The 19,014-nt window shown below is 63.4% G+C and carries 16 protein-coding genes; 5 read left to right on the top strand and 11 right to left on the bottom strand.

Annotation, left to right across the window (positions count from 1 at the left end):
* Window positions 1–144: 144 nt before the first annotated feature.
* The 4 genes from DEH80_RS14940 to DEH80_RS14925 all read left to right on the top strand — a co-directional run bounded on the left by DEH80_RS14940 (window position 145) and on the right by DEH80_RS14925 (window position 9,916).
* Window positions 145–5,202 carry a choice-of-anchor U domain-containing protein gene (locus tag DEH80_RS14940; protein WP_109721320.1) on the top strand — a complete coding sequence of 1,686 codons (5,058 nt, stop codon included), beginning with the start codon at window positions 145–147 and terminating at the stop codon, window positions 5,200–5,202.
* 107 nt (window positions 5,203–5,309) lie between these two features.
* Window positions 5,310–6,092 (top strand): co-chaperone DjlA, encoded by a 783-nt coding sequence (gene djlA, locus DEH80_RS14935; protein WP_109721319.1) that lies wholly within the window; start codon window positions 5,310–5,312, stop codon window positions 6,090–6,092.
* A 204-nt stretch (window positions 6,093–6,296) separates the two neighbouring features.
* Window positions 6,297–8,288 (top strand): sensor histidine kinase, encoded by a 1,992-nt coding sequence (locus DEH80_RS14930; protein WP_109721318.1) that lies wholly within the window; start codon window positions 6,297–6,299, stop codon window positions 8,286–8,288.
* Between the two features lie 269 nt (window positions 8,289–8,557).
* On the top strand, window positions 8,558–9,916 hold the full coding sequence (locus DEH80_RS14925) for a sensor domain-containing diguanylate cyclase (RefSeq protein ID WP_133249264.1): 1,359 nt from the start codon (window positions 8,558–8,560) through the stop codon (window positions 9,914–9,916).
* On the opposite strand, the gene DEH80_RS14920 is transcribed toward DEH80_RS14925, so the two are convergent.
* The 11 genes from DEH80_RS14920 to DEH80_RS14870 form a co-directional block, all read right to left on the bottom strand.
* Complete coding sequence (locus DEH80_RS14920) at window positions 9,887–10,693, bottom strand: Fpg/Nei family DNA glycosylase (RefSeq protein WP_109721316.1); 807 nt, start codon at window positions 10,691–10,693, stop codon at window positions 9,887–9,889. The two genes, DEH80_RS14925 and DEH80_RS14920, sit on opposite strands and share 30 nt — an antisense overlap.
* 6 nt (window positions 10,694–10,699) lie before the next feature.
* Entirely contained in the window at window positions 10,700–11,920 is a 1,221-nt protein-coding gene (locus DEH80_RS14915; RefSeq protein WP_109721315.1) for an FAD-binding domain-containing protein, read from the bottom strand.
* A gap of 43 nt (window positions 11,921–11,963) precedes the next feature.
* Window positions 11,964–12,374 carry a DUF6010 family protein gene (locus DEH80_RS14910; protein ID WP_207774636.1) on the bottom strand — a complete coding sequence of 137 codons (411 nt, stop codon included), beginning with the start codon at window positions 12,372–12,374 and terminating at the stop codon, window positions 11,964–11,966.
* Between the two features lie 7 nt (window positions 12,375–12,381).
* Window positions 12,382–13,926: a S41 family peptidase gene (locus tag DEH80_RS14905; protein WP_165831495.1), complete on the bottom strand. Its 1,545-nt coding sequence runs from the start codon at window positions 13,924–13,926 to the stop codon at window positions 12,382–12,384.
* Window positions 13,907–14,410 carry an AAA family ATPase gene (locus tag DEH80_RS14900; RefSeq protein WP_207774635.1) on the bottom strand — a complete coding sequence of 168 codons (504 nt, stop codon included), beginning with the start codon at window positions 14,408–14,410 and terminating at the stop codon, window positions 13,907–13,909. The genes DEH80_RS14905 and DEH80_RS14900 overlap by 20 nt, the downstream gene beginning before the upstream one ends.
* An 86-nt stretch (window positions 14,411–14,496) precedes the next feature.
* A complete protein-coding gene (locus tag DEH80_RS14895; protein ID WP_109721313.1) occupies window positions 14,497–15,306 on the bottom strand; it encodes an amidohydrolase family protein in 810 nt (269 codons plus the stop codon).
* Between the two features lie 73 nt (window positions 15,307–15,379).
* The gene (locus DEH80_RS14890; RefSeq protein WP_109721312.1) at window positions 15,380–15,772 is read right to left on the bottom strand and encodes a DUF4345 domain-containing protein; all 393 of its coding nucleotides are present in this window, start codon (window positions 15,770–15,772) and stop codon (window positions 15,380–15,382) included.
* Between the two features lie 69 nt (window positions 15,773–15,841).
* Window positions 15,842–16,354, bottom strand: a complete 513-nt coding sequence (locus DEH80_RS14885) for a GNAT family N-acetyltransferase (RefSeq protein ID WP_109721311.1) — start codon at window positions 16,352–16,354, stop codon at window positions 15,842–15,844.
* 10 nt (window positions 16,355–16,364) lie between these two features.
* Window positions 16,365–16,760, bottom strand: coding sequence for a GFA family protein (locus DEH80_RS14880; RefSeq protein WP_109721310.1), 396 nt, complete (start codon window positions 16,758–16,760; stop codon window positions 16,365–16,367).
* 407 nt (window positions 16,761–17,167) lie between these two features.
* The gene (locus DEH80_RS14875) at window positions 17,168–17,845 is read right to left on the bottom strand and encodes a class I SAM-dependent methyltransferase (RefSeq protein ID WP_109721309.1); all 678 of its coding nucleotides are present in this window, start codon (window positions 17,843–17,845) and stop codon (window positions 17,168–17,170) included.
* Window positions 17,846–18,183: 338 nt separating this feature from the next.
* Window positions 18,184–18,879: a DUF2971 domain-containing protein gene (locus DEH80_RS14870; protein WP_109721308.1), complete on the bottom strand. Its 696-nt coding sequence runs from the start codon at window positions 18,877–18,879 to the stop codon at window positions 18,184–18,186.
* 36 nt (window positions 18,880–18,915) lie between these two features.
* On the opposite strand from DEH80_RS14870, the gene DEH80_RS17835 reads away from it, so the two are divergent.
* Window positions 18,916–19,014, top strand: a 99-nt coding sequence (locus tag DEH80_RS17835; RefSeq protein ID WP_133249082.1) for a helix-turn-helix domain-containing protein, incomplete at its 3' end; no start/stop codon positions are given.

Below are 19,014 nucleotides of genomic sequence, written 5' to 3'. Positions count from 1 at the left end.
ATTCACGCGGCAGTGGTTGAGCAAAAGGGCGGCTTTGGCCGCCCTTTTTTGTGCGGCTTTCTTCCGAACCCCTATCTAGGGGGTATGGACCCGGGCGGCAGGCGCCTACCGTTCCACCGACCAAATCCCCGGGGAGTGGAACCCATGCCTGCGATTCTGAGAACACTGTCCTGCGCCGCTCTGGCGCTTGGGCTTACCGCCTGCGGTGATCCCGCAGAAATCAATCTGTTGAATGCCAGCGATGGCCAGACCCAGCTCACCGCCCCGGGTGGCGGTACCGTCTCGCTAAGTGCGTCGGCAGGTACGCTCAGCCAGGCGCGTGTGGTGCCGAATCCGGCGCCTGCTGCCGCGCCGGCCGGGGTTAATTTCGATCATGGGTTCTACGACTTCAGCGTCACGGGGCTGACGCCCGGCGGCTCGGTGGATGTCACCATCGAACTGCCTGCTGGGGCCGCTCCAAACACCTACTACAAGGTTCAGAACGGCCAGTTCACGCCGTTTGATTTCGATGGCGTCGAGGGCGCGCGAATCAACGGGCGCACCGTCACGCTAACGCTGGTCGATGGTGGCCGAGGCGACGACGATGGTGTCGTCAACGGGGTTGTCGTTGACCCCGGTGCGCCAGGCACCCGCACCGGCGGGGCCGGTGTCACCACACCGGGCACGATCAACAGCGCCCTGGTGGGCAGCTACACGCTCACCTACGAGCAGGCTGCAGCCGGCGGGCCGTTCTCCGATGGTGAGTCGGTCAACGTCACGGTGGGCAGCGATGGCCGCCTGACCGTGCCGGCCGGCGTCCTGGGCAATCCCTTTTATCGCAGCTTCGGCGGAACGCCGAACACGGCCGAGATCATCTGGCTGGATGGCTCGGCGCAGATCGAGTACGCGCTGTCTGACAACGACAGTGGCAGCTTCAATGAGATCAATGTCGGCGACGCCAGCCAGGCGCAGGCCAGCGGTGTACCGGCATTTCTGGGCCAGCTGCGCATGACCAGCACGGGCGGCCCCGACGAGACCCCGGATGCGTTCGCCTTCGCAGACCAGACCGGCGTTCCGCTGGATACGGTCGTCACGTCCAATACCGTGACCATCAGCGGGATCGACTCCACCGTCGACGTCTCGGTCGCCAATGGCGAATGGTCCCCCAACTGCCAGCCCAGCGGGTTTACAACGGCCGCCGGCGTGGTCGAGGTGGGTCAGACACTGTGCGTGCGCCATACCTCGGCCAGCAGCTTTGACACGGCCGTGACCACCACCCTGACCGTCGGCACGGTGATGCAGGCGTTCACGTCGCGGACGGTGGCGTCGGCTTCGAGCTTTGATATCGAAGGCACGATTTCGGGTGCGGGCAGCGCCGGCTCCAGCGGCCAGTGGGAACTGTTCCTGAATGGCTCGCTGGCCAACGATGGGCCGTTGGTCGATGGTGCGGTCACCTACAACGGGTCTCCGGTTGCCGATGGCACCACCTACCAGGTGATTGCCACGCCTGCCGGCGGGCTCCACTGCACGGCGTCGAACTTCTCAGGCACGGTTAATGGGGCGGATGTCACGGGTGTCGATATCAGCTGCACGCAGCAGGCCGGCTACGACCTCAAGGGCACGATCTCCGGGCTGCCCACCACCGGGGACACCGGAACCTACGAGGTCGAGGTCAATGGCACGGTGGTGGCGGGCAACGCCATGGCCAATGGCCCCATTACCTACAACACGGCTGATGTTGCCGACGGTTCGAGCTACATCGTGCGCGCTTTCGCGCCCACCGGTTACAGCTGCACCGTGGCGAATGCGGCCGGGACGGTCGCCGGTGCTGATGTCACGGGCATCGACATCAACTGCATGTCGGCCCAGGCCAGCACCTACGACATCAGCGGCAATATTGCCGGAGCAGGCACCACGGCCAGTGGCCAGTGGGAGGTCTTCATCGGTGGCTCGTTGGTGGCCGATGGCCCGCTGCGTGACGGAGCGGTGATCTACGCATCCGGCGTGTCCGACGGCGCCAGCTACGAAGTGACGGCCACGCCGTCGGGCGGTCTGGTCTGTAGTGTGGCCAATGCCAGTGGCACGGTGTCCGGCGGCCATGTCACCAATGTCGACATCAGCTGCTCGACGCCGAGCACCTACACGCTGTCCGGCACCATCTCCGGCGTGCCCGGAACCTCATCCATGGGGCAATGGGAGCTGCTGATCGGCGGCGGCATCGCCAACGATGGCGGCTTGCGCAACGGTGCGGTGACCTACTCCACCACCGTGGCCGATGGCAGCGATTACACCGTGCGGGCACAGCCCTCGTCCGGTTTGGTCTGCAATGTGGCCAACGGATCGGGTGCGGTGAACGGTGCCGATATCACCAACATCGACATCAGCTGCTCGGAGGCCGGCCGCTACAGCGTCGATCTGTTCATCAGTGGCATGGACACCGGTGCCACGCTGGACTACCGCTTCACGCTTGACGGCGTGCCGCTGGAGGACACCTACACGCAGAGCAACTCCTCGGTGCGCATCGTGGATGGCACCGCCGAAGAAGGCGCACCGTATAGCTTCGAGATCACGCGCCAGCCTGAGGGTCAGCGCTGTACACCCACCCCGACCTCGGCGGCGGGCACCATGCCGGGCCGGGACTTGATCCTGAATGCCAATTGCGAAGATGTGATCGGCGGTATGGCACCGATTGCCACCCCGCCCAGCGGCACGATTCTGGATGCCGAATGGGGGAATGGCCGGTTCGTCATGGCCGGGCAGTTCAACAGCCTGCCGTTCGTCACAACCGACGGGGCAAACTTCACCGGTGGGGGCACGTTCGAGGGTGGTCCGACCGATATCGAGTTCGATGGCAGTCAGTTCATCGCCGTGCGCAGCGCATTCCTGTCCACCAGCACAGACGGCAGCAACTGGACCGACCTGCCGGGTAATCAGGCCATCCTGAACATGCAGTACCTGGAGGGTCAGTCGGGCCGATATGTCGGGGTCGGACTGGGCGGTCGCGCCTTCCTGTCCACTGATCTGAGCAACTGGACCGAAGTCGCCACCGGCAGCTCCCGCAATCTGCAGGACATCACCGAGCACAACGGTACCTACGTGGCGGTGGCGCTGGACGGCGATATCGTCACCAGCGTGGACGGTGGTCAGACTTGGACGCTGGCCAACCCGATTCCCGGCACGCCCGATCTGCGGGCGGTGACCTGGGATGGCAGCCAGTTCGTGGTCGTGGGGCAGGATGCGCTTGCGATCAGTGCCGACGGCTTCAACTGGCTGTCGCTGGGCGGCATCAATGCCCATTTGCGTGATGTCACGGTGGCCAATGGCCTGTACGTGCTGGTCGGTGATGACGTCATGATGATCGGCCCCAACCTGCGTGACCTGACGGTGTACCCGCTGTCCAGTGACTTGCTCACCGTGGCGACGGGAACCATCGGCACCATTGCCCTGGGTCAGAGCAGCGCCGGCTACTTTGGCGACCCGCAGGACACGGCGGCGCCGAAGGCGTCCGACGCCTGGCGGATGGTGTCACCACGTCAGACCTACAGCGACCTCAACCGCATCGTGTGGGACGGCACGCAGTTCTTCGCCGTCGGCGGCCGTGGGCAGATCTTCCGCAGCACCAACTCCGAGCTGTGGGTGGCCGCAAATACGCCGGGCCTGCTTGATCGCTCCAGTGGCAGCCTGTCCGCATTTGCGACCGACGGCACGACCTACATCGCCGCCGTTCGCGGATCCACGCAAGGCACCTTCAAGAGCTTTGATGGGGACTTGTGGGGTCAGGTCGAGCCGACCGAGCGGGTCAACGAGATCTACCACGATGGCAGCCAGTTCGTGGCCATTAACGGCAGCCGGACCTACACCAGCCCGGACGGCCACAGCTGGGTCGAGGCCGCCGACGATGCCGCGTACATCGCTGCCTTGCAGGCCAACCAAAGCCCCACGGTCGCCTTTGATGGCACGACGTTCATCCGCGTGTTCAATGGCCGAACCGTTCAAAGCAGCACCGATGGGCGGACCTGGAACACGATCTCTGGCGATCACTTCGTGAGCCTGGGGCTGCCGCGCGCCATCCTGTATGACGGTTCGCAGTTCGTCATCGTAGGCGTGCGTGGCTATGTCTACACCAGCCCAGATGGCCTGACCTGGACCAATCAGGGCCGGGTCGGCGAGGCGGTCGAGCAGCTCAATGACATCGCCTATGACGGGACCTGGTATGTCGCCGTCGGCAACAATGGTCAGATCTGGGCCAGTGCGGATGCCCGCAACTGGGATACCCGCAGCCACCATGCGCCGTTCGAAATCAACGATGTGGCCGTCGCGGGTGATCGGCTCATTGCCGCCGGCAGCCGTATTGTCTACGACGATCGAGGGTTCGAAGACGGTATCAACCCGGTTGTCGCAATCAGCTTTGACGGCGGCTTTAGCTGGCAGGAGCAGACATTGCCGCTGGACTTCGATTCGCCCAATGGCCAGGTGCCGCTGCAGGAAATCGAGTGGAGCGGCATGCAGTACGTCGCAGTCGGTGGCGCGATCAGTTCGACCACCTTCGGTGAAGACGGCAGCGACAACCGCGTGATCGCCTACGTCAGCGCCGATGCGCAGAACTGGACGCTGGAGAACACCTTGGTGCGCGGCACCTACGCCGATCTCGACGAGGCCGCCGGGACGTTCTTCGCCTATCCGCAGTTCGGCTTCTCCAGCAGTGAGATTCGCCGCGACATCGGCACGGGTTGGACCGACATCACCGGGACGTTGCCCGAGCAGGTCTACAGCGGCAGCACTGGCCGGTTCCATTCGCTGGAGATCATCCACGACGGCAGCCAGTACCTGTTCGGCGGGGGCAGCGGCAAGCTCTACAGCTCTTCCGATGCGTCCACCTGGACCGAACTCCCCCCCGGTCTGCAAAGCCCGATCAACGAAATTCGACTGATCAATGGGCGTTACTTCGTGACCACCACGGGCGGGCTGTCCTACAGCGATGATYTGATGAACTGGACCACCGTATTCGGGCAGGGAACCAATGATGTCCGCGGTGTGGGCAACTACGTCGTGGTCGCCGCGCCCGATGGCCGGCTGTGGGTGAGCGAAGACAATGGCGATACCTTCGAAGGCGCCAGCCTGCCGGGTACCACCAACGACAGCCCCGACTGGGATCAGGTCCTCGAAGCCTTTGGCCAGCCGGTTGTCCGTTCGGGTCGCATCTTCATGGACTACCGACCCTAGCCGGCCCAGGCTCCAAGCCGTTCCACCTGTCAGCGCCGCCGGGTTGTCCACTCGCCCGGCGGCGTTGTCATCTCCTCGCAGGACCAGCTGTCGTAGAATCCGGCGCCATGTTTCCTGCAATTCTGATCGGCGCCGTGCTCGGCTTCGCCTTTGGCCGTCTGCCCGGCATGCTCATGGGGGCGGCGTTCGGCTGGTGGATAGGCCGGCAAGTCGGCCGTATTTCACCGACAAAACTCATCGCCGGTGCGGCCCAGCACCAGTTTCTCGAAACGACTTTTGCGGTGGCGGGCGCCATCAGCAAGTCCGACGGTCGGGTGGACAAGAGCGAGATCGCTGCGCTGGAGGCCATGATGCAGCGCTTCCGCTTCACGCCCGACCAGCGCAAGCAGGCCATCGCGGCATTTAATCGCGGCAAGCAGCCCGACTTTGACGTCGACAACGAGGTGCGCCGGTTCCGCGCAACCTGCCGTGGGCAGGTCCACCTCATCCAGGTATTTCTGACCGCGCAGATTCAGGTGGCCATTGCCGATGGCCAGATCACCGACAACGAGCGTGAGTTGATCTTCCGGGTCGGTCGCGGTCTGGGCCTGTCCGAGCAGGATCTTGCGCGGCTGGACGCATCGCTGCGCATGGCCCAGGGCGGGGGTGCAGCCGGTGGCCGTCGTCCGCCGCAGCGTGATGAACTCGCCGACGCCTACAAGATCATCGGTGTCTCCTCCTCGGCGTCCGATGCCGAGGTCAAGAAGGCCTACCGACGCCTCATGGCCGAGCACCATCCCGACCGCCTCGCCGCCAAGGGCCTGCCCGAGTCGATGCGGGCCGTGGCCGAGCAGAAGACCAGCGAGATCACGCGGGCCTACGACCTGATCAAGCAGGCGCGGGCGGGCTGAGGCCTGCGCCCCGGCCCGAGGGGCGACCGACCGTCGCTGAGCGTTACGCATTGGTCGCAAACGTGATTGCAGCCGCTTAAGACTTTGCGGCAGGGTCCGTTCAATCCCACATCCTTGATCGGAGTGCCCGCTTTGTCAGGCCCCAATGCAAGCCCGGTTGCGGCCGAATGCGAGCCATCCCGTCCCCCTCGACCGGTCCAAACAATGCTTGATCCGGCCGCCCAGGACCTGCCGCTTGGAGCGGCGGTCGAGCCGCCGTCCGTGTTGGGGCCGCTGTTGGAGAGTCTCGCGCTGGGCACGGGACTGGATCAGCTGCTGGTGCTGCAGGCGTCGGAACAGCAGATGCAGCCGCTGGCCTGGCGGGGTCTGAGTGCCGCGGCCGCTGCGCAGCTGGCCGATGTGCTGGCAGGCACCGCGGCGCACGTGATCAGCGTGAGTACGCAGGTTGCCGCGCCGGCCGCCCTGCGCGACGTGCTGGCCCCTGCGGCGGATAGCTTGTTCGTGACGCCGCTGCGCACTGCCGATGGTGTGCCGCTGGGCCTGCTGTGTGCGGTCACAACGGGGGCGGCGCCGCTGCCCGGCCAGCAAATGGCGTTACTGCAGGCTCAGTCCAGCGCCATGGCCGGGGTGCTGGAGGCGTTGCGGTCCTCTGCCGCACTCGAAGCCCGGTGCGCTGCGCTGACAGAAGAGAACTGGCGGCTGGCCGCCACGCTGGACGGCACCCAGTTCGGTACCTGGGAGTGGAATGTCCAGACCGGGGAAACCCGATTCAATGAAGCCTGGGCGGAGTTCATCGGATATCGGCTCGAAGAGCTTCAGCCGACCTCCATCGATACCTGGACCCAGCATACCCATCCGGACGATCTAGCCCGGTCAGGCGCTGCGCTGGAGGCTCATTTCGCCGGGCAAGCGCCGTACTACGAATGCGAGGCCAGGATGCAGCACCGCGACGGCTCCTGGGTCTGGGTGCTGGACCGTGGCCGGGTGCGGACCTGGACCGCCGACGGCCAGCCGGAGTGGATGTACGGCGTGCACCAGCTGATCACCGAGCGCAAGCAGCGCGAGCAGGCCCTGCGGGACAGCGAGGGGCGTCTGGCTCGCGTCAGCGAAGTCGCGGGCATCGGCGGCTGGGAGTTGGATTGCGCAACCGGCCAGCTCCAGTGGTCGGATATGACCTACCGGATTCATGGACTGTCGATCGGCGACATGCCGTCGCTGGATCGCGCCATCGAGTTCTACGCGCCCGAGGCGCGGCCGGTGATTCAGGAGGCCGTGCGCAAGTGCCTCGACAACGGAACCCCCTACGATCTGGAGCTGCCGTTCATTCAGGCAGACGGCACGCGAATCTGGGTGCGCGCGGTCGGGCAGGCGGAGCGCGAGCATGACCGCACCACCCGTTTGACCGGCGCATTTCAGGACATCACCACCCAGGTTGAACTCAAGCAGCAACTGGCTGCTGAGCAGGCGCGCCTGGTCGAACACATGCGTGCGCTGGAGCGGCACCAGCGCGAACTCGAACTCAGCAATCAAAGCCTGGAGAACTTCGCCTACGTGGCCAGCCATGACCTGAGTTCACCGCTGCTCAACATGCGCAGTTTCTCTGAGCTATTGATTCAGGAGCTGGGGCCGAATCTGGAGGGGCGACGCGAGCACTATGTGAAGTACCTGCTGCAATCGATGGATCGCATGCAGTCCCGCATCGAAGGGCTGTTGTCGATCTCGCGCGTGCGAAGCGCCGCGTTGCACCAGCAGCGCACATCACTGGACCGCCTGTTGGATGACGTCTGCGATGACCTGGCCACGCAGCTGGATGCCGCCCAGGCCGAGATCGAGCGCCAGGCCCTGCCAACCGCGTTCTGCGACCCCGGGCTCATGGGCCAGGTGTTGCAGAACCTGATCGAGAACAGCCTGCGATATCGCGGCGAGCAGCCGCCTGTTATTCGCATCACAGGCGGGCAGGACGACACCACCGTCTGGCTAACCGTCGCAGACAATGGCCGCGGATTCGAAGCCAAGCACGCCCAGCGAATCTTCCGCCTGTTCGAGCGGCTGGAGCGGGGCACGGAGGGCTCCGGCCTGGGACTGGCCGTCTCCCGGCTTGTGCTGGAACGGCACGGTGGCAGCATCACTGCAGACGCCGAGCCCGGTCGCGGTGCCACATTCACGCTGCGCTGGCCAGTCGTCCCGATGGGTTAGGCCAGCTTCGACTGATTCGCCCTCTCGGCGTCGAAGACGCCGGAGCACGCGATGGACGAGTCCATACGCTAAATCTGCAGGCACCGGACGTTCACGTCGCCTCTCAGGTGCAGGCCAAACCGGCCATGCGCGGGAGGATTGCAGGCTCATGACATAGGCAGCCCGAGGCGGTGGCTCAAGTTAGACCACAGCCGGCCGATCAACATCCACCATTGAGAGAATCCGCCAACTTCCCTCGGCGCCCGAGCCGAAACAGTCAGAGCGTTGATTTGGAACCCAACTCGATCACACAGCAACGCATGCTGCTCGCGGCGGAACGACTCGCCGGATTGGGGCATTGGCGACTGGATCTGTTGTCTGACGACTTGTTCTGGTCCGACGAAATTTTTCGAATTCATGGGTATGAGCCCAATGAGATCATTCCAGACCTCGAATTCGGGATAAACGCTTACCACCCAGAAGACCGCGATAAGGTCAGCGCCGTGGTCGAAAGGGCGATCAGCGAGCAGGTTGGCTGGACATTCCAGGTCCGACTGATTCACCGCGATGGCGGCATTCGGCACGTCCGAGCCAAGGGCGAGGTCGAGACGGATGCGGCGGGCCATGTCGTCGCCCTGTTTGGCGTCTTCCAAGACTGTACGGTTGAGGTCGAGGAGCGCATACGTCTGGAGCAGCTAAACGACATTGTTGAGTCAACCCATGAGGGTGTGGTGGTCACTGATGCGGTAGGAGTGACCCAGTGGTGCAATGAGGGCTTTGCGAAGATCACCGGCTATTCACGAGAAGAACTCATCGGGCGCAAGCCGGGTGATTTGCTGCAGGGTCCTGCGACGAGTCTCGATGCAGTCAGCGAACTGAGAGAGGCGATCCAGCGGGGCCAGTCGTTTACCGGGGAGCTTCTAAACTACGACAAAGCAGGGCGCGCTTACTGGGTCAGGATCTCGATGCGGCCTATCACCGACGAAGGTGGTGAAGTCACGGGGTTTCACGCGATCGAGAGCGATATCACGGCATCGCGGCAGATTACCGAAGACCTTCGGTGCGAGGTCAAGCGTCGCGAGGCGCTCGAAAACCGACTGCGGCGCCTGGCAACTGAGGATCCGCTATCTGGCCTGCTAAACAGGCGAGGGTTTTTCGAGCGCGCGGAGGCCGAGCGCGAGCGTGCGCGAAGACAATGCAGCCCGCTGCATGCCGCGGTGCTGGACATCGATTACTTCAAGAAAATCAACGATCAATACGGACATGATGTGGGTGATCAGGCCATTCGACATGTCTCCGGCCTGATGAAATTATGCTCGCGAGAGTATGACCTTACCGCTCGGATCGGAGGAGAAGAATTTGCTTTTCTTCTTCAAGTCGGCAGCGAATCCCAAGCAGAAGCATTTCTTCAACGCTTTCTTGCTAAGTTGCGATCAGCTCCTTTGATGGTCGATGACGTCGCGGTCGATGTCAGGTGTAGCGTCGGCATGGCTGTGATGTCGCCGGGAGGATCAATTCGGGACGTGATGACCCGAGCGGACCGAGCGCTTTATGAGGCAAAACGGAGAGGACGCGATCGCCTGGTCGCCGAATGGCAAAAATGGCCCAGTGCGAATGACTCAATCGCCCGGACCTTCCAGGCTTCTTGACTGTGGTCGCGGCTGGCACCGCTCACACGCCCAGACCGTTCGAGCGGCCAGCGTCCAATGGCGCGTTGGTCCATTGCAAAGGCGGCAGACATCGCGCCCGTAGACCATAAGTCGTTCATGCGCCCGGCCACGCTCGCCTGAGTTGGCAACCGTGATGATTCGGCCGGTCTTCACTCCAATTTGCATCCAGCGACTGAGCGTGTCCCACATTGCCAGCCAGGTTGCGTGGTCGATGGATCGAGCCGGCACCAGCGGGTGAATGCCGTGGGCGAGCAGAAGCTCGGCCCGATAGATGTTGCCGATGCCTGCGACCAGCGATTGATCCATGAGCGCCTGGCCGATGCCGATGCGCCGTCGCTGCATCCGCGCCCAGGCGGTGTCGGGGTCGGCATCGGCGCGCAGTGGATCAGGCTCCAGCCGGTCCAGGATTCGAGCCGCCTGTTTCGGGGTCAGGAGTTCGCAAGTCGTGGGGCCGGTCAGGTCGATACTGCGGTCTTCGGCCTCAAGACGTAAGCGCACGGTGTCGCGAGGCGGTGGCACCGGCGGTCGGTGGTTGCGAAATTTTCCGAACAAACCCAGGTGGATATGAACGACGGCATCGCCGTCCCACTGATGGAATAAGTGTTTGCCCCAAGCCTGAGCACGCTCGAATTGACGGCCGGCGAGCGCTTCGGCCGCTGCGAAGCGGCCCTGCGGTGAGCTCGCCTGCAGGCGCTGTCCGGCCAGCCAGCGATGATGCTGGCCTGCCAAGCGGTGGATGCTGTGCCCCTCTGGCAAGCGGACCTAGTCCTGCAGCGCCTTGCGCCAGGCCGAGAATGATTGCAGCGAGCGCGCGTGCGGGCTGCGCAGCCACGGCCATGGATAAATTGCTGCCAGATCAAGCTGATCGGCGGCCCGACGCCATTCGGGGACCGGCGTGAATGTAGCGGCCAGTCGCCGATTTCGCAGGCCGTCTACGACGTCACCGCGAAGGATTTCGACCGGCCGCCGTCGGGCCAGATCAGCCAGGCTTTCGACCACAAATATCAGCCGCTTGGCGGACCAGTCCCACTCCCGCAGCAGCGGCTCGTCGAACACGAAAACCGCAGGCAGGTCGGGGTGGGCCGCCAGCGCAGGGTCGGCATCGCCCATGGATTCGATGGTGATCCACACGCCGTCCGGCGATCCGCTGATCTGCGGGGTATCCGGGCCTGCCGTTGTGGCCAGATCGGGGTCGCGTTTGATCCGCGGGTCCGGATGCTCGATGGCGGGCGAGGTCTGATCGGTTGCCGGCCAGTGCTCGATGGGACACCGATGGCTGAACGCGCAGCCATCGCAGAGTCCTGGTGCGCGTTTGTTGACCTGCCAGCGCGAGAATCCGTACCGCTTGCGTGTGCCTGCGCCGATGGTCCACTGCCAGCCCAGGCGGTTGGCCGCATTGGAACCGTCCAGCAAATGCCGGTACATCGCCCGTTCACCGGCCTGCCAATCCGCGCCATGACGCACCGACCACTGCGACGCCAGCCACATCCGGGTCTGGTTCACCAGCCACCCATCGGCCTCTAGTTCATCCACGCAAAGCGCCATGCAGCGCATGCCGCGGTCCCAAGGCGGGTGTGCGTTGTCCGCGGTCGTGTGGGGCTGGCCGCGCAGTGGCTGCGCGTTGGCGTCACCTAACCGGGCGTAGACGTGGCGTGCGTACTCCTGCCAGAGCAATTCATCGCGAAACTTGCCTACATCCCGCGCCGGACTGCCGGCACTGTGCGCCCAAACCCGCTGCAGCGTCAGCAGGCCATGACGAATCCACGGTGACAGTCCCGAGGCACCTCGACGATCCACCGGCCACACTTCATTTCGGCGCTGCGCATAACCGGAGACATCGAAGCGCGCGAGTGCGTTGTCGGCCGCCACCTGACCACCCCGAAAGCGAGTGCTGGGCGTGCAGTTATCACGAAACAGGTCGGCCAGGTGGTCCTGTGTCCACTGCGGTGCGGCGCGCAGGTCGGGGGTGGGTAGCGACTTCATGCGCCGGATTGAAGCAGCGACGCCGCGTTGAAAAAATCCGTGTTCAGTGGGGTGGCGGCCCGTTCCTGCGTACGCGGCCAGCCAGGAGCAGCACCCACCCACCGAGAACAAGATCCACCGCTGCGCAGAACGCCGGCCACCAGGCCGGTACGCCAGGGTTGTCGATAACGGCGGGGTGGAGCAGGTCGAACAGGCCGTGCAGCAGCAGGCCGACCCCGACCAGCCAGAGCCGCCCCCGCCCGCCCAGCCAAGCCAGACCGGTGAAACCGGTTGCGATGGCCAGTTCCACGCTAAGCGCCTGACCGCCCATGACAGCGAATAGCACGTAGTAGCTGGCGACGACCATCAGCACGGTGGGGTAGAAGCTGCGGTCGCGGTCGTAACCGGCCCAGCGGGCCGTCGCGGCAATGCCGGCCCCGAGCGTCAATCCGGCGGTAATTGGCAGCAAGCTCATCCGCGCCCTAGCGCGCCTGCTTTGCAATGTGCTGGCGCAGGGCGTCCAGCACGCCATCGCCAGGCTGTGACAAGGCGGGCGGTGGCAGGGGGATGTCTGGCTGGACACCCCGCAGGGCGGTGTCGCCGCTGGGGCGTACGAAATAGCCCTTGGGATAGGTTACGGCCAGGCCGGTCACCGGGAGCGTGAACTGTGCCGAGGAGGCATAGCTCGTCGGCAGGTCCGCGGTCTGTTCACCGACCAGCGTTCCGAACCCGTTGTCCTGGATGATAGCGGCCACGGTGGTCGCATTCGAGTAGCTGTGCCGGTTGATCAGCGCCCAGACGCGCCCGGTGAAGCGCTTGCCAGACCGCGGGCTGACCTTCGGAATCTCAAACTCGAATCGCTCTCCATCGTCATGGGCCTGCATGGCGGCCTGCATCTGGGCCGAGACCCCATCGGGGTATCGGGTGGCCAGCTCATCCAGCACGCGGCGGGTCTCGGGGCTGGCCTTGAGCACGTAGCGCGACGCGAAACGGAATGGCCGGTCGGCAAACCAGGCAATCATCGGGTCGCTGAATGAATTGTCACCGCCTGGGTTGTTGCGCAAATCGACAATCAGGTCCTGCGCGCCTGCGGCGATGAAGTCTGCGAATGCGGTGTCGTAAAACGCCACGACGGATTCGAGCGATTCCTCGCCGCCTGCCGCATAGAACGGCCCCGGGCGCAGGTAGGCGGTGGAGTCGTCGAGCATGCGGGCCGTGCGGCGGTGCGCCTCGGCCTCGCGGGCGGCCTTGGCCTCCTCAATCACGGCCACCGACTGGGGCTGCAATTCGACGGTGGCCTGCGCCCCGTCTTCCGTCTGCAGGGTCACGCTGTACGGATCGACCCGCCCTTCGGACAGCCACATCAGGCGCGGGAACATCGACTCCAGTTGGGCATTGACCATGTAGGGCCGCTCGGCCGACACGAAGCGCCCGGTGCGATCCAGCCAGTCCGCGATGGGGCGCTCATTGATGCGCAGCACCTCGCGGCCTGGTACCAGGGCGGGGTGATCCACGTAGGCATGCGCCAGCAGCGGGCGGCCGTCCCGAAAGGCGATATCCAGTGGAAGCAGGGTCCCGCCCGCCTGGTAGTAGGCGATGTAGTCCTGAATCGGGAAGTCAATCTTGGCGTGGCCAATCCGTCCGTAGGCCACGAACGGCATGAACAGCCGGACCACATCAAGCCGCCGCATCGGCCGGTCGATGGCGCGCAGCGAGGCATTGAATCGTTCGTCGTACTCCGACTTGGTGCGATGCACGAACAAATCGACATGCGCCGATTGCAGCGACTCGTACAAATGCGCGAGTTCGCCGCGCAGAACGGCCGGCGAATAGGGCTCGCCGGGCTGTGCGTCTTGGGCGCTAGCCGGCCGGGCTAGCAGGCAGAGACCGCAGAGCAGCACTACAGACAGCAGGTGTCGCATGATCGGTGAGCCGACTGGGTGGGTCCGGGCCGCATGATGCCCCGCTGCGGGCGATCGGGTCACGCGCGTGTCGCCGGTGCGGAGCTCAATCGACGCCGCGCTCATTGGATGTGAACTCCCGCTTGGGCCCCGTAAAGGCATCAAACAGCCGTCGATGCGCCGCCAGCGAGAATTCATCGTCCCGCTCGGCATAGTCCCGAATCCATGCAACGAGCATGTCGAGGTTGGCGTTCTGCGCCTCCGGGCTGGGGTATTTGTGCGGCTCCCAGGGCCGGTTGCGGGCGTTGGCGATACAGGTCTCCACGCCGGGGTTCAGGAACACCACGGTCGTGGCCTTGGCCATCGCCAGTTCCAGCAGGTCGGCGTAGCACCCCTCGATGACCCAGGCGTCGGAGCGGCGGGTAAAGGCGGCAATATCAGCAGCGCTGTCAGGCAGTGCACGCCGGGTGGGCGTGGCCGCGGATGGGTCCCAGGCAATGCTGTCCAGGTCGAGATACGGGCAAGCCATTTGCTCGGCCAGCGCCTTGGCGTAGGTCGACTTGCCGGAGCCTGAGTTGCCGAAGATCAGCGTGCGTGTCGGGTCAGACATGAGGGGCTCGATGGTGGTGATGCGGTCACCCGCATCGTAGTGGTCCGGACGGATGAGCGCCGCATCATGCCGCCGCCTGCGTCTGCTTAATCCAGGCCAAACACCCGGCAGGCATTATCACCGAGAAACAGCCGCTGTGCCTCGGCATCCAGCCCCAGCGCATCCAGGTCTGCAAGCGCCTGCGCCGGGGTGATCATCGGGTAGTTGGTGCCAAACAGCACCTTGCTACGGCCGTGGCCGCGCATGAACCCCACCAGCGCCGCCGGATAGCGTTTGGCCGTATAGGCCGAGGTGTCGATGTAGACGTGTTCATGCTTGGTCGCGACTGCGATGGCTTCATCCGTCCATGGATAGCCGATATGCCCGCCCACGATGACCAGTTCGGGGAAATCCAGCGCCACCTGGTCCAGATAAATGGGGCGGCCCACCTCCGATGGCATGAGCGGCCCGGTGTGGCCGATCTGGGTGCAGAACGGAATGCCCAGCTCGCAGCAGGCTGTGTACACGGGGTAGAAGCGGCGGTCGGTTGGCGGTGCCTCCCAAAGCCAGGGCAGCACGCGAATGGCCTTGAAACCCAGCTCATCCACACAGCGTCGAATCTCCCGTACCGCATCCATCGGGCGAGCAATATCCACCGAACCCACACCGACCAGCCGGTCCGGTGCTTGGGCCACAAACCCGGCAACCTCGTCGTTGGAGATCATGATGTTGCGCGGTGCGACCCAGGCCGAGATCAGGCTGCGATTCACCCCGGCCTGGTCCATCAGCGCCACCGTGGTCCGTACGGGCGGTTCCTCATCGGGCAGGGGAATCTTGGTCCAGCGCCGCAGGGAATCGAAGATCGGGTCCGCCAGATGACGGCGGGTCGGGTGCTGGGCCCAGGCGTCGATGATCACGGGGTCACTCCTGTTCTGTCATGCCGGCTTGCAGGCGCCGACCGCTGGATGAGGCGGGGGCGCGTTGGCGGCCTCAGTGCTCGGGCTGCTCCAGGCGTCGTAAGAGCCAGGTTGCGACTGCCGCGGCAACCATCTCCAGCGCCAGGTAGGCGTACATCACCACGTTGGCGCCGCCGTCCACCACCAGACCGACCAACCGTCCGCCGCCCATGCCCAGCATGAGCGCAATTACCACGCGCAAGCCCAGCGGTGTGCCGCCTTGGCTGCGCCCCAGCCCGTACAGCACCAGCCCCGCTGCCAGCGACAGACCACCATAGGTGGCACGCAGGTCAATGATGGCTGAGGGCGTGTTCACCACAGCGCCCGTGGCCCACTCCAGCATGGTCAGCGGTGCCACGATAAAACCCACGCCGTAGGCGGCAAACACCAGTGCGGTCAGCAGAATCATCAGGCGGGCCAGTGACATCGGGGCTCCTCAAAAAAATGCGCTGCGTCAGCGCCGAGGTCGCCAAAGGTATCACCGCCGGTGAGCGGGTCATGCGCCCGCGAAGTCATCCTCGGTGGTCAGCGCATAGCGGGCGTGCTCGCGCCAGGCACCGGCGATACGCAGGTAGTTGGGCGAGGTGCCCTCATACCGAAAGCCCAGCGAGCGCAGCAAGGCAATGGATCGTGTGTTGCCCGGCTGCACATTGGCTTCGACGCGGTGCAAGCCCAGGGGCCCGAAGGCCTGCTCGACCGCAGCCGCCAGCGCCGCACGCATCAGGCCTTTGCCCTGCAAGGGTGCAAAGGCGTAGTAGCCGAGGTAGGTCGACAGAAACACGCCGCGTACGATCTCGTTCAGGTTGATGCACCCCACCAGCTCGCCTTCGCTGGTCCGGGCCAGATAGCAGACATGGCGCTCGCCCTGCGCTTTCGTCAGCAGGGCCTGAAAGCCTGCGTGATCTCTGGGCGGCTGCACCCAATCACCATGCAGGGCCCGGCTACGCGCCACGGCCTGAAGAAACGCGGCTTCATCGTCAGCCGAGAGCGGGGCAATGGAAACGTTCATAGGGTCGGGCCTAGGGTGCGTGTTCGGAAAATTGCGGTGCATCGCCGCCGATGTGATCCCAGGGTGCGCGCGAATCCACAAAAATGTGCTGCTCAATCTGAACGCCCGGGTCGCCGTTCACAGAGCCCAGCGTGACCCCGTGGACAACGCCGTCATGCACGCCGCACAAGGTGGTGCCACAGCGGCTGCAGAACTGTAGGCCCCAGGGGGCGTGCGTCAGATAAGTGCTTAGCAACTCACGCCCCTGCACCCAGTTGAAGGCATCTGGAGCAGCCACTTCGGCATAGGCCGAACCCGCCCCGCTGAATGCCTTTCTGCACCGGGAGCAGTGGCAACACCTTGCCTTGACCAGCGGTGATGCCATTTCGTACTTCACCGCACCGCAGAAGCATTCCCCTGAGATCATCGTCTAGCTCCCTTTGCTGGCGCGCGGCCTAGTTCGGTCAGCGCGTGCTTAAGCGTGGCTGTGTTGCCACCGCCCTGATGATTCTGCTGCAGAACAGTGCGGGTCTCTACGTTGGCTCGCGCCCGGCCCGTTTTGAGATCCAGCCATGAATTAAGGAAGCACTGATCTATTCGCACCGCCAAGTTGCTGCCTGCAAACTGGCCAGGCAAGGCGCGAGGAATGAAGTTTGGTCATTCCAAATGAGCGACGAGCAACGCAGTCTGGCCTGTTTGCAGGCGCAATCCTGACGGAACGGGCCGGTTTTCCCGCGATCCTGCGTTGTCGTTCGCTGACTTGGAATGACCAAGCGGCACTCACTTCGCCTGGGCTCGCGGGAAAACCGGCTCCGTCTTGGCGGCGCGAATAGATCAGTGCTTCCTTGAACCCGCCTGAAAAAATGGCACTGCAGATTCGAACCCGCTCTCGCGGATCATGGCAGCAACCGCAGCGGGTGGCAGCACGCCAACGTCATGGGCATAGGCGTGGCGCATACGGTCCATGCCCTCCTGCGTCACGCCGGATGCCGACATCATGTTCATCCAAAGGCGTAGCAGGGTGTCGTACTCCGCAGACTCCACATCCGAAGCCAGGTCTGTACTGGCCAGCACGCCGCCGGGAATCAGCCGCTCGAAGATGCTGCGGAAAAACGCGATCCGGGCAGATGGATCAAGAATGAACTGAGACACCAAGAAACAGGTCGCCGCATCGTATGCCGGCGTTGCATCCAGCGATTCCACATAACCCTCATGAAACACGCAACGGTCAGCAAAGCCGTCGGCCTGCGCCCGCTGCCGGCAGACATCCAACATGCCGCTTGATGGCTCCACTGCCGTGAACCGCCACCCCGGATGTTGCCCGGCCAAGTGCGCCAACTCGGCCCCCGTGCCAACACCCACGCACAATATCGAGGCCTGTGCCGGCAGCTCAGCAAAGCCGGCCTCCAGCAGCAGGTGCAAACAGTCTCTGACCGCCTGGGTCTTCGCCCACTGGGCGTCGTAGCCCGCAGCTTGCTGGTCGAAAAGCGCGTTGAGCTGGTCCTGGTTCATGATGTCGGGGCTCTAGTCAGTTCTCAGTAACTTGTGGGTCTGTTTCACGCAGTGGAGTCCCATAGATTCGTCTTTACGAGCAGTGGTAGCAATGGAAGGCTACACCTGATTCCAACGTGTTCACCGCGCTAGAGCGGAGAGCACCGGCGAGCGCTGGATTGTTCAAATTCAACGAACCTAGGGTCCGGTCATTGCAGAATGACACCACTAGCCGAGTCCACTGCACCGAACGCGCTTAATCACTGGGATTTCTTCCGTTTCGTTCAAGGTGCCATGCCACTCAATTGTGGTTTAGGGCCAGTTGTTGCAATGCAAGACCTGACCCCGATCTTCGGGGTTCAATGCCCCCTGCCTTCATCAATTTCTCTCATGCCCTGCAAGTAATTCTGTAGCAGCCCAAAATTATCAATCACTCGCATGGGGTTATGTCCAGCCGCGTATCTTTGGTGTGATTCATCAATCGAGCACCAAGGGCAGATGCTTACATTTTCACTGACAGGCTCTCTACACTTTTTACAAATGCTCTTGGCCCTGCTCAGTGTGCCGTTATTGAAAGTGAATATATTGTCCTTTGCATCCGAAAAGTACGGTTCCGCCGTGCTCTTCCCAATTACGGCGTGATAGTAGTTGCACCCGATTTTGGTGCTTAAATCTTTGGCCAGTTTTACAGTTTCTGGCTCCGCCTGATATCCAGAGATAATCCCTGAGACGCATGATACAGGCAAAGGAAGAATCAATAACCCGCTCGATTCCTCGATGTGATCTGGCGGAGTGACGAGGCGGCGTTCTTCTTCATAGCTCCAACACTTTCGCTTCGTGTAGTACGCGGCAATTAGAACTGCCTGTGTGAGAAAATGGGTATGACGAGGCTTCCCAGTTTTAAGAGCCGTATAAAGAAGATCAAGAATGTGATCATGGGCTTCATCCTGATAGTCAACGTCTCTAAAGTCGATATCTGGAAAGTTCTCTGTGATCCTTTCTTCATCAACTTCAATCACAAGGCCTCTGTGGTTGTGCCCATAGCGTAGGCTCAGGAAACAAGTGCAACACTATCCAAAAAGAGTGTTGCCATGTCATCCAGCTACCATCACCTGAGCCCAGAAGAGCGTGCGACCATCATGATTCAGCACGGCCAGGGCGCCACGCTTAGTTCCATCGCACGCCTGTTG

Origin of the sequence: Abyssibacter profundi, from assembly GCF_003151135.1 — a bacterium.
Taxonomy (GTDB): domain Bacteria; phylum Pseudomonadota; class Gammaproteobacteria; order Nevskiales; family OUC007; genus Abyssibacter; species Abyssibacter profundi.
The sequence above is the reverse complement of the archived record's forward strand: the minus strand, read 5'-3'. Positions and strand labels throughout refer to the sequence as shown.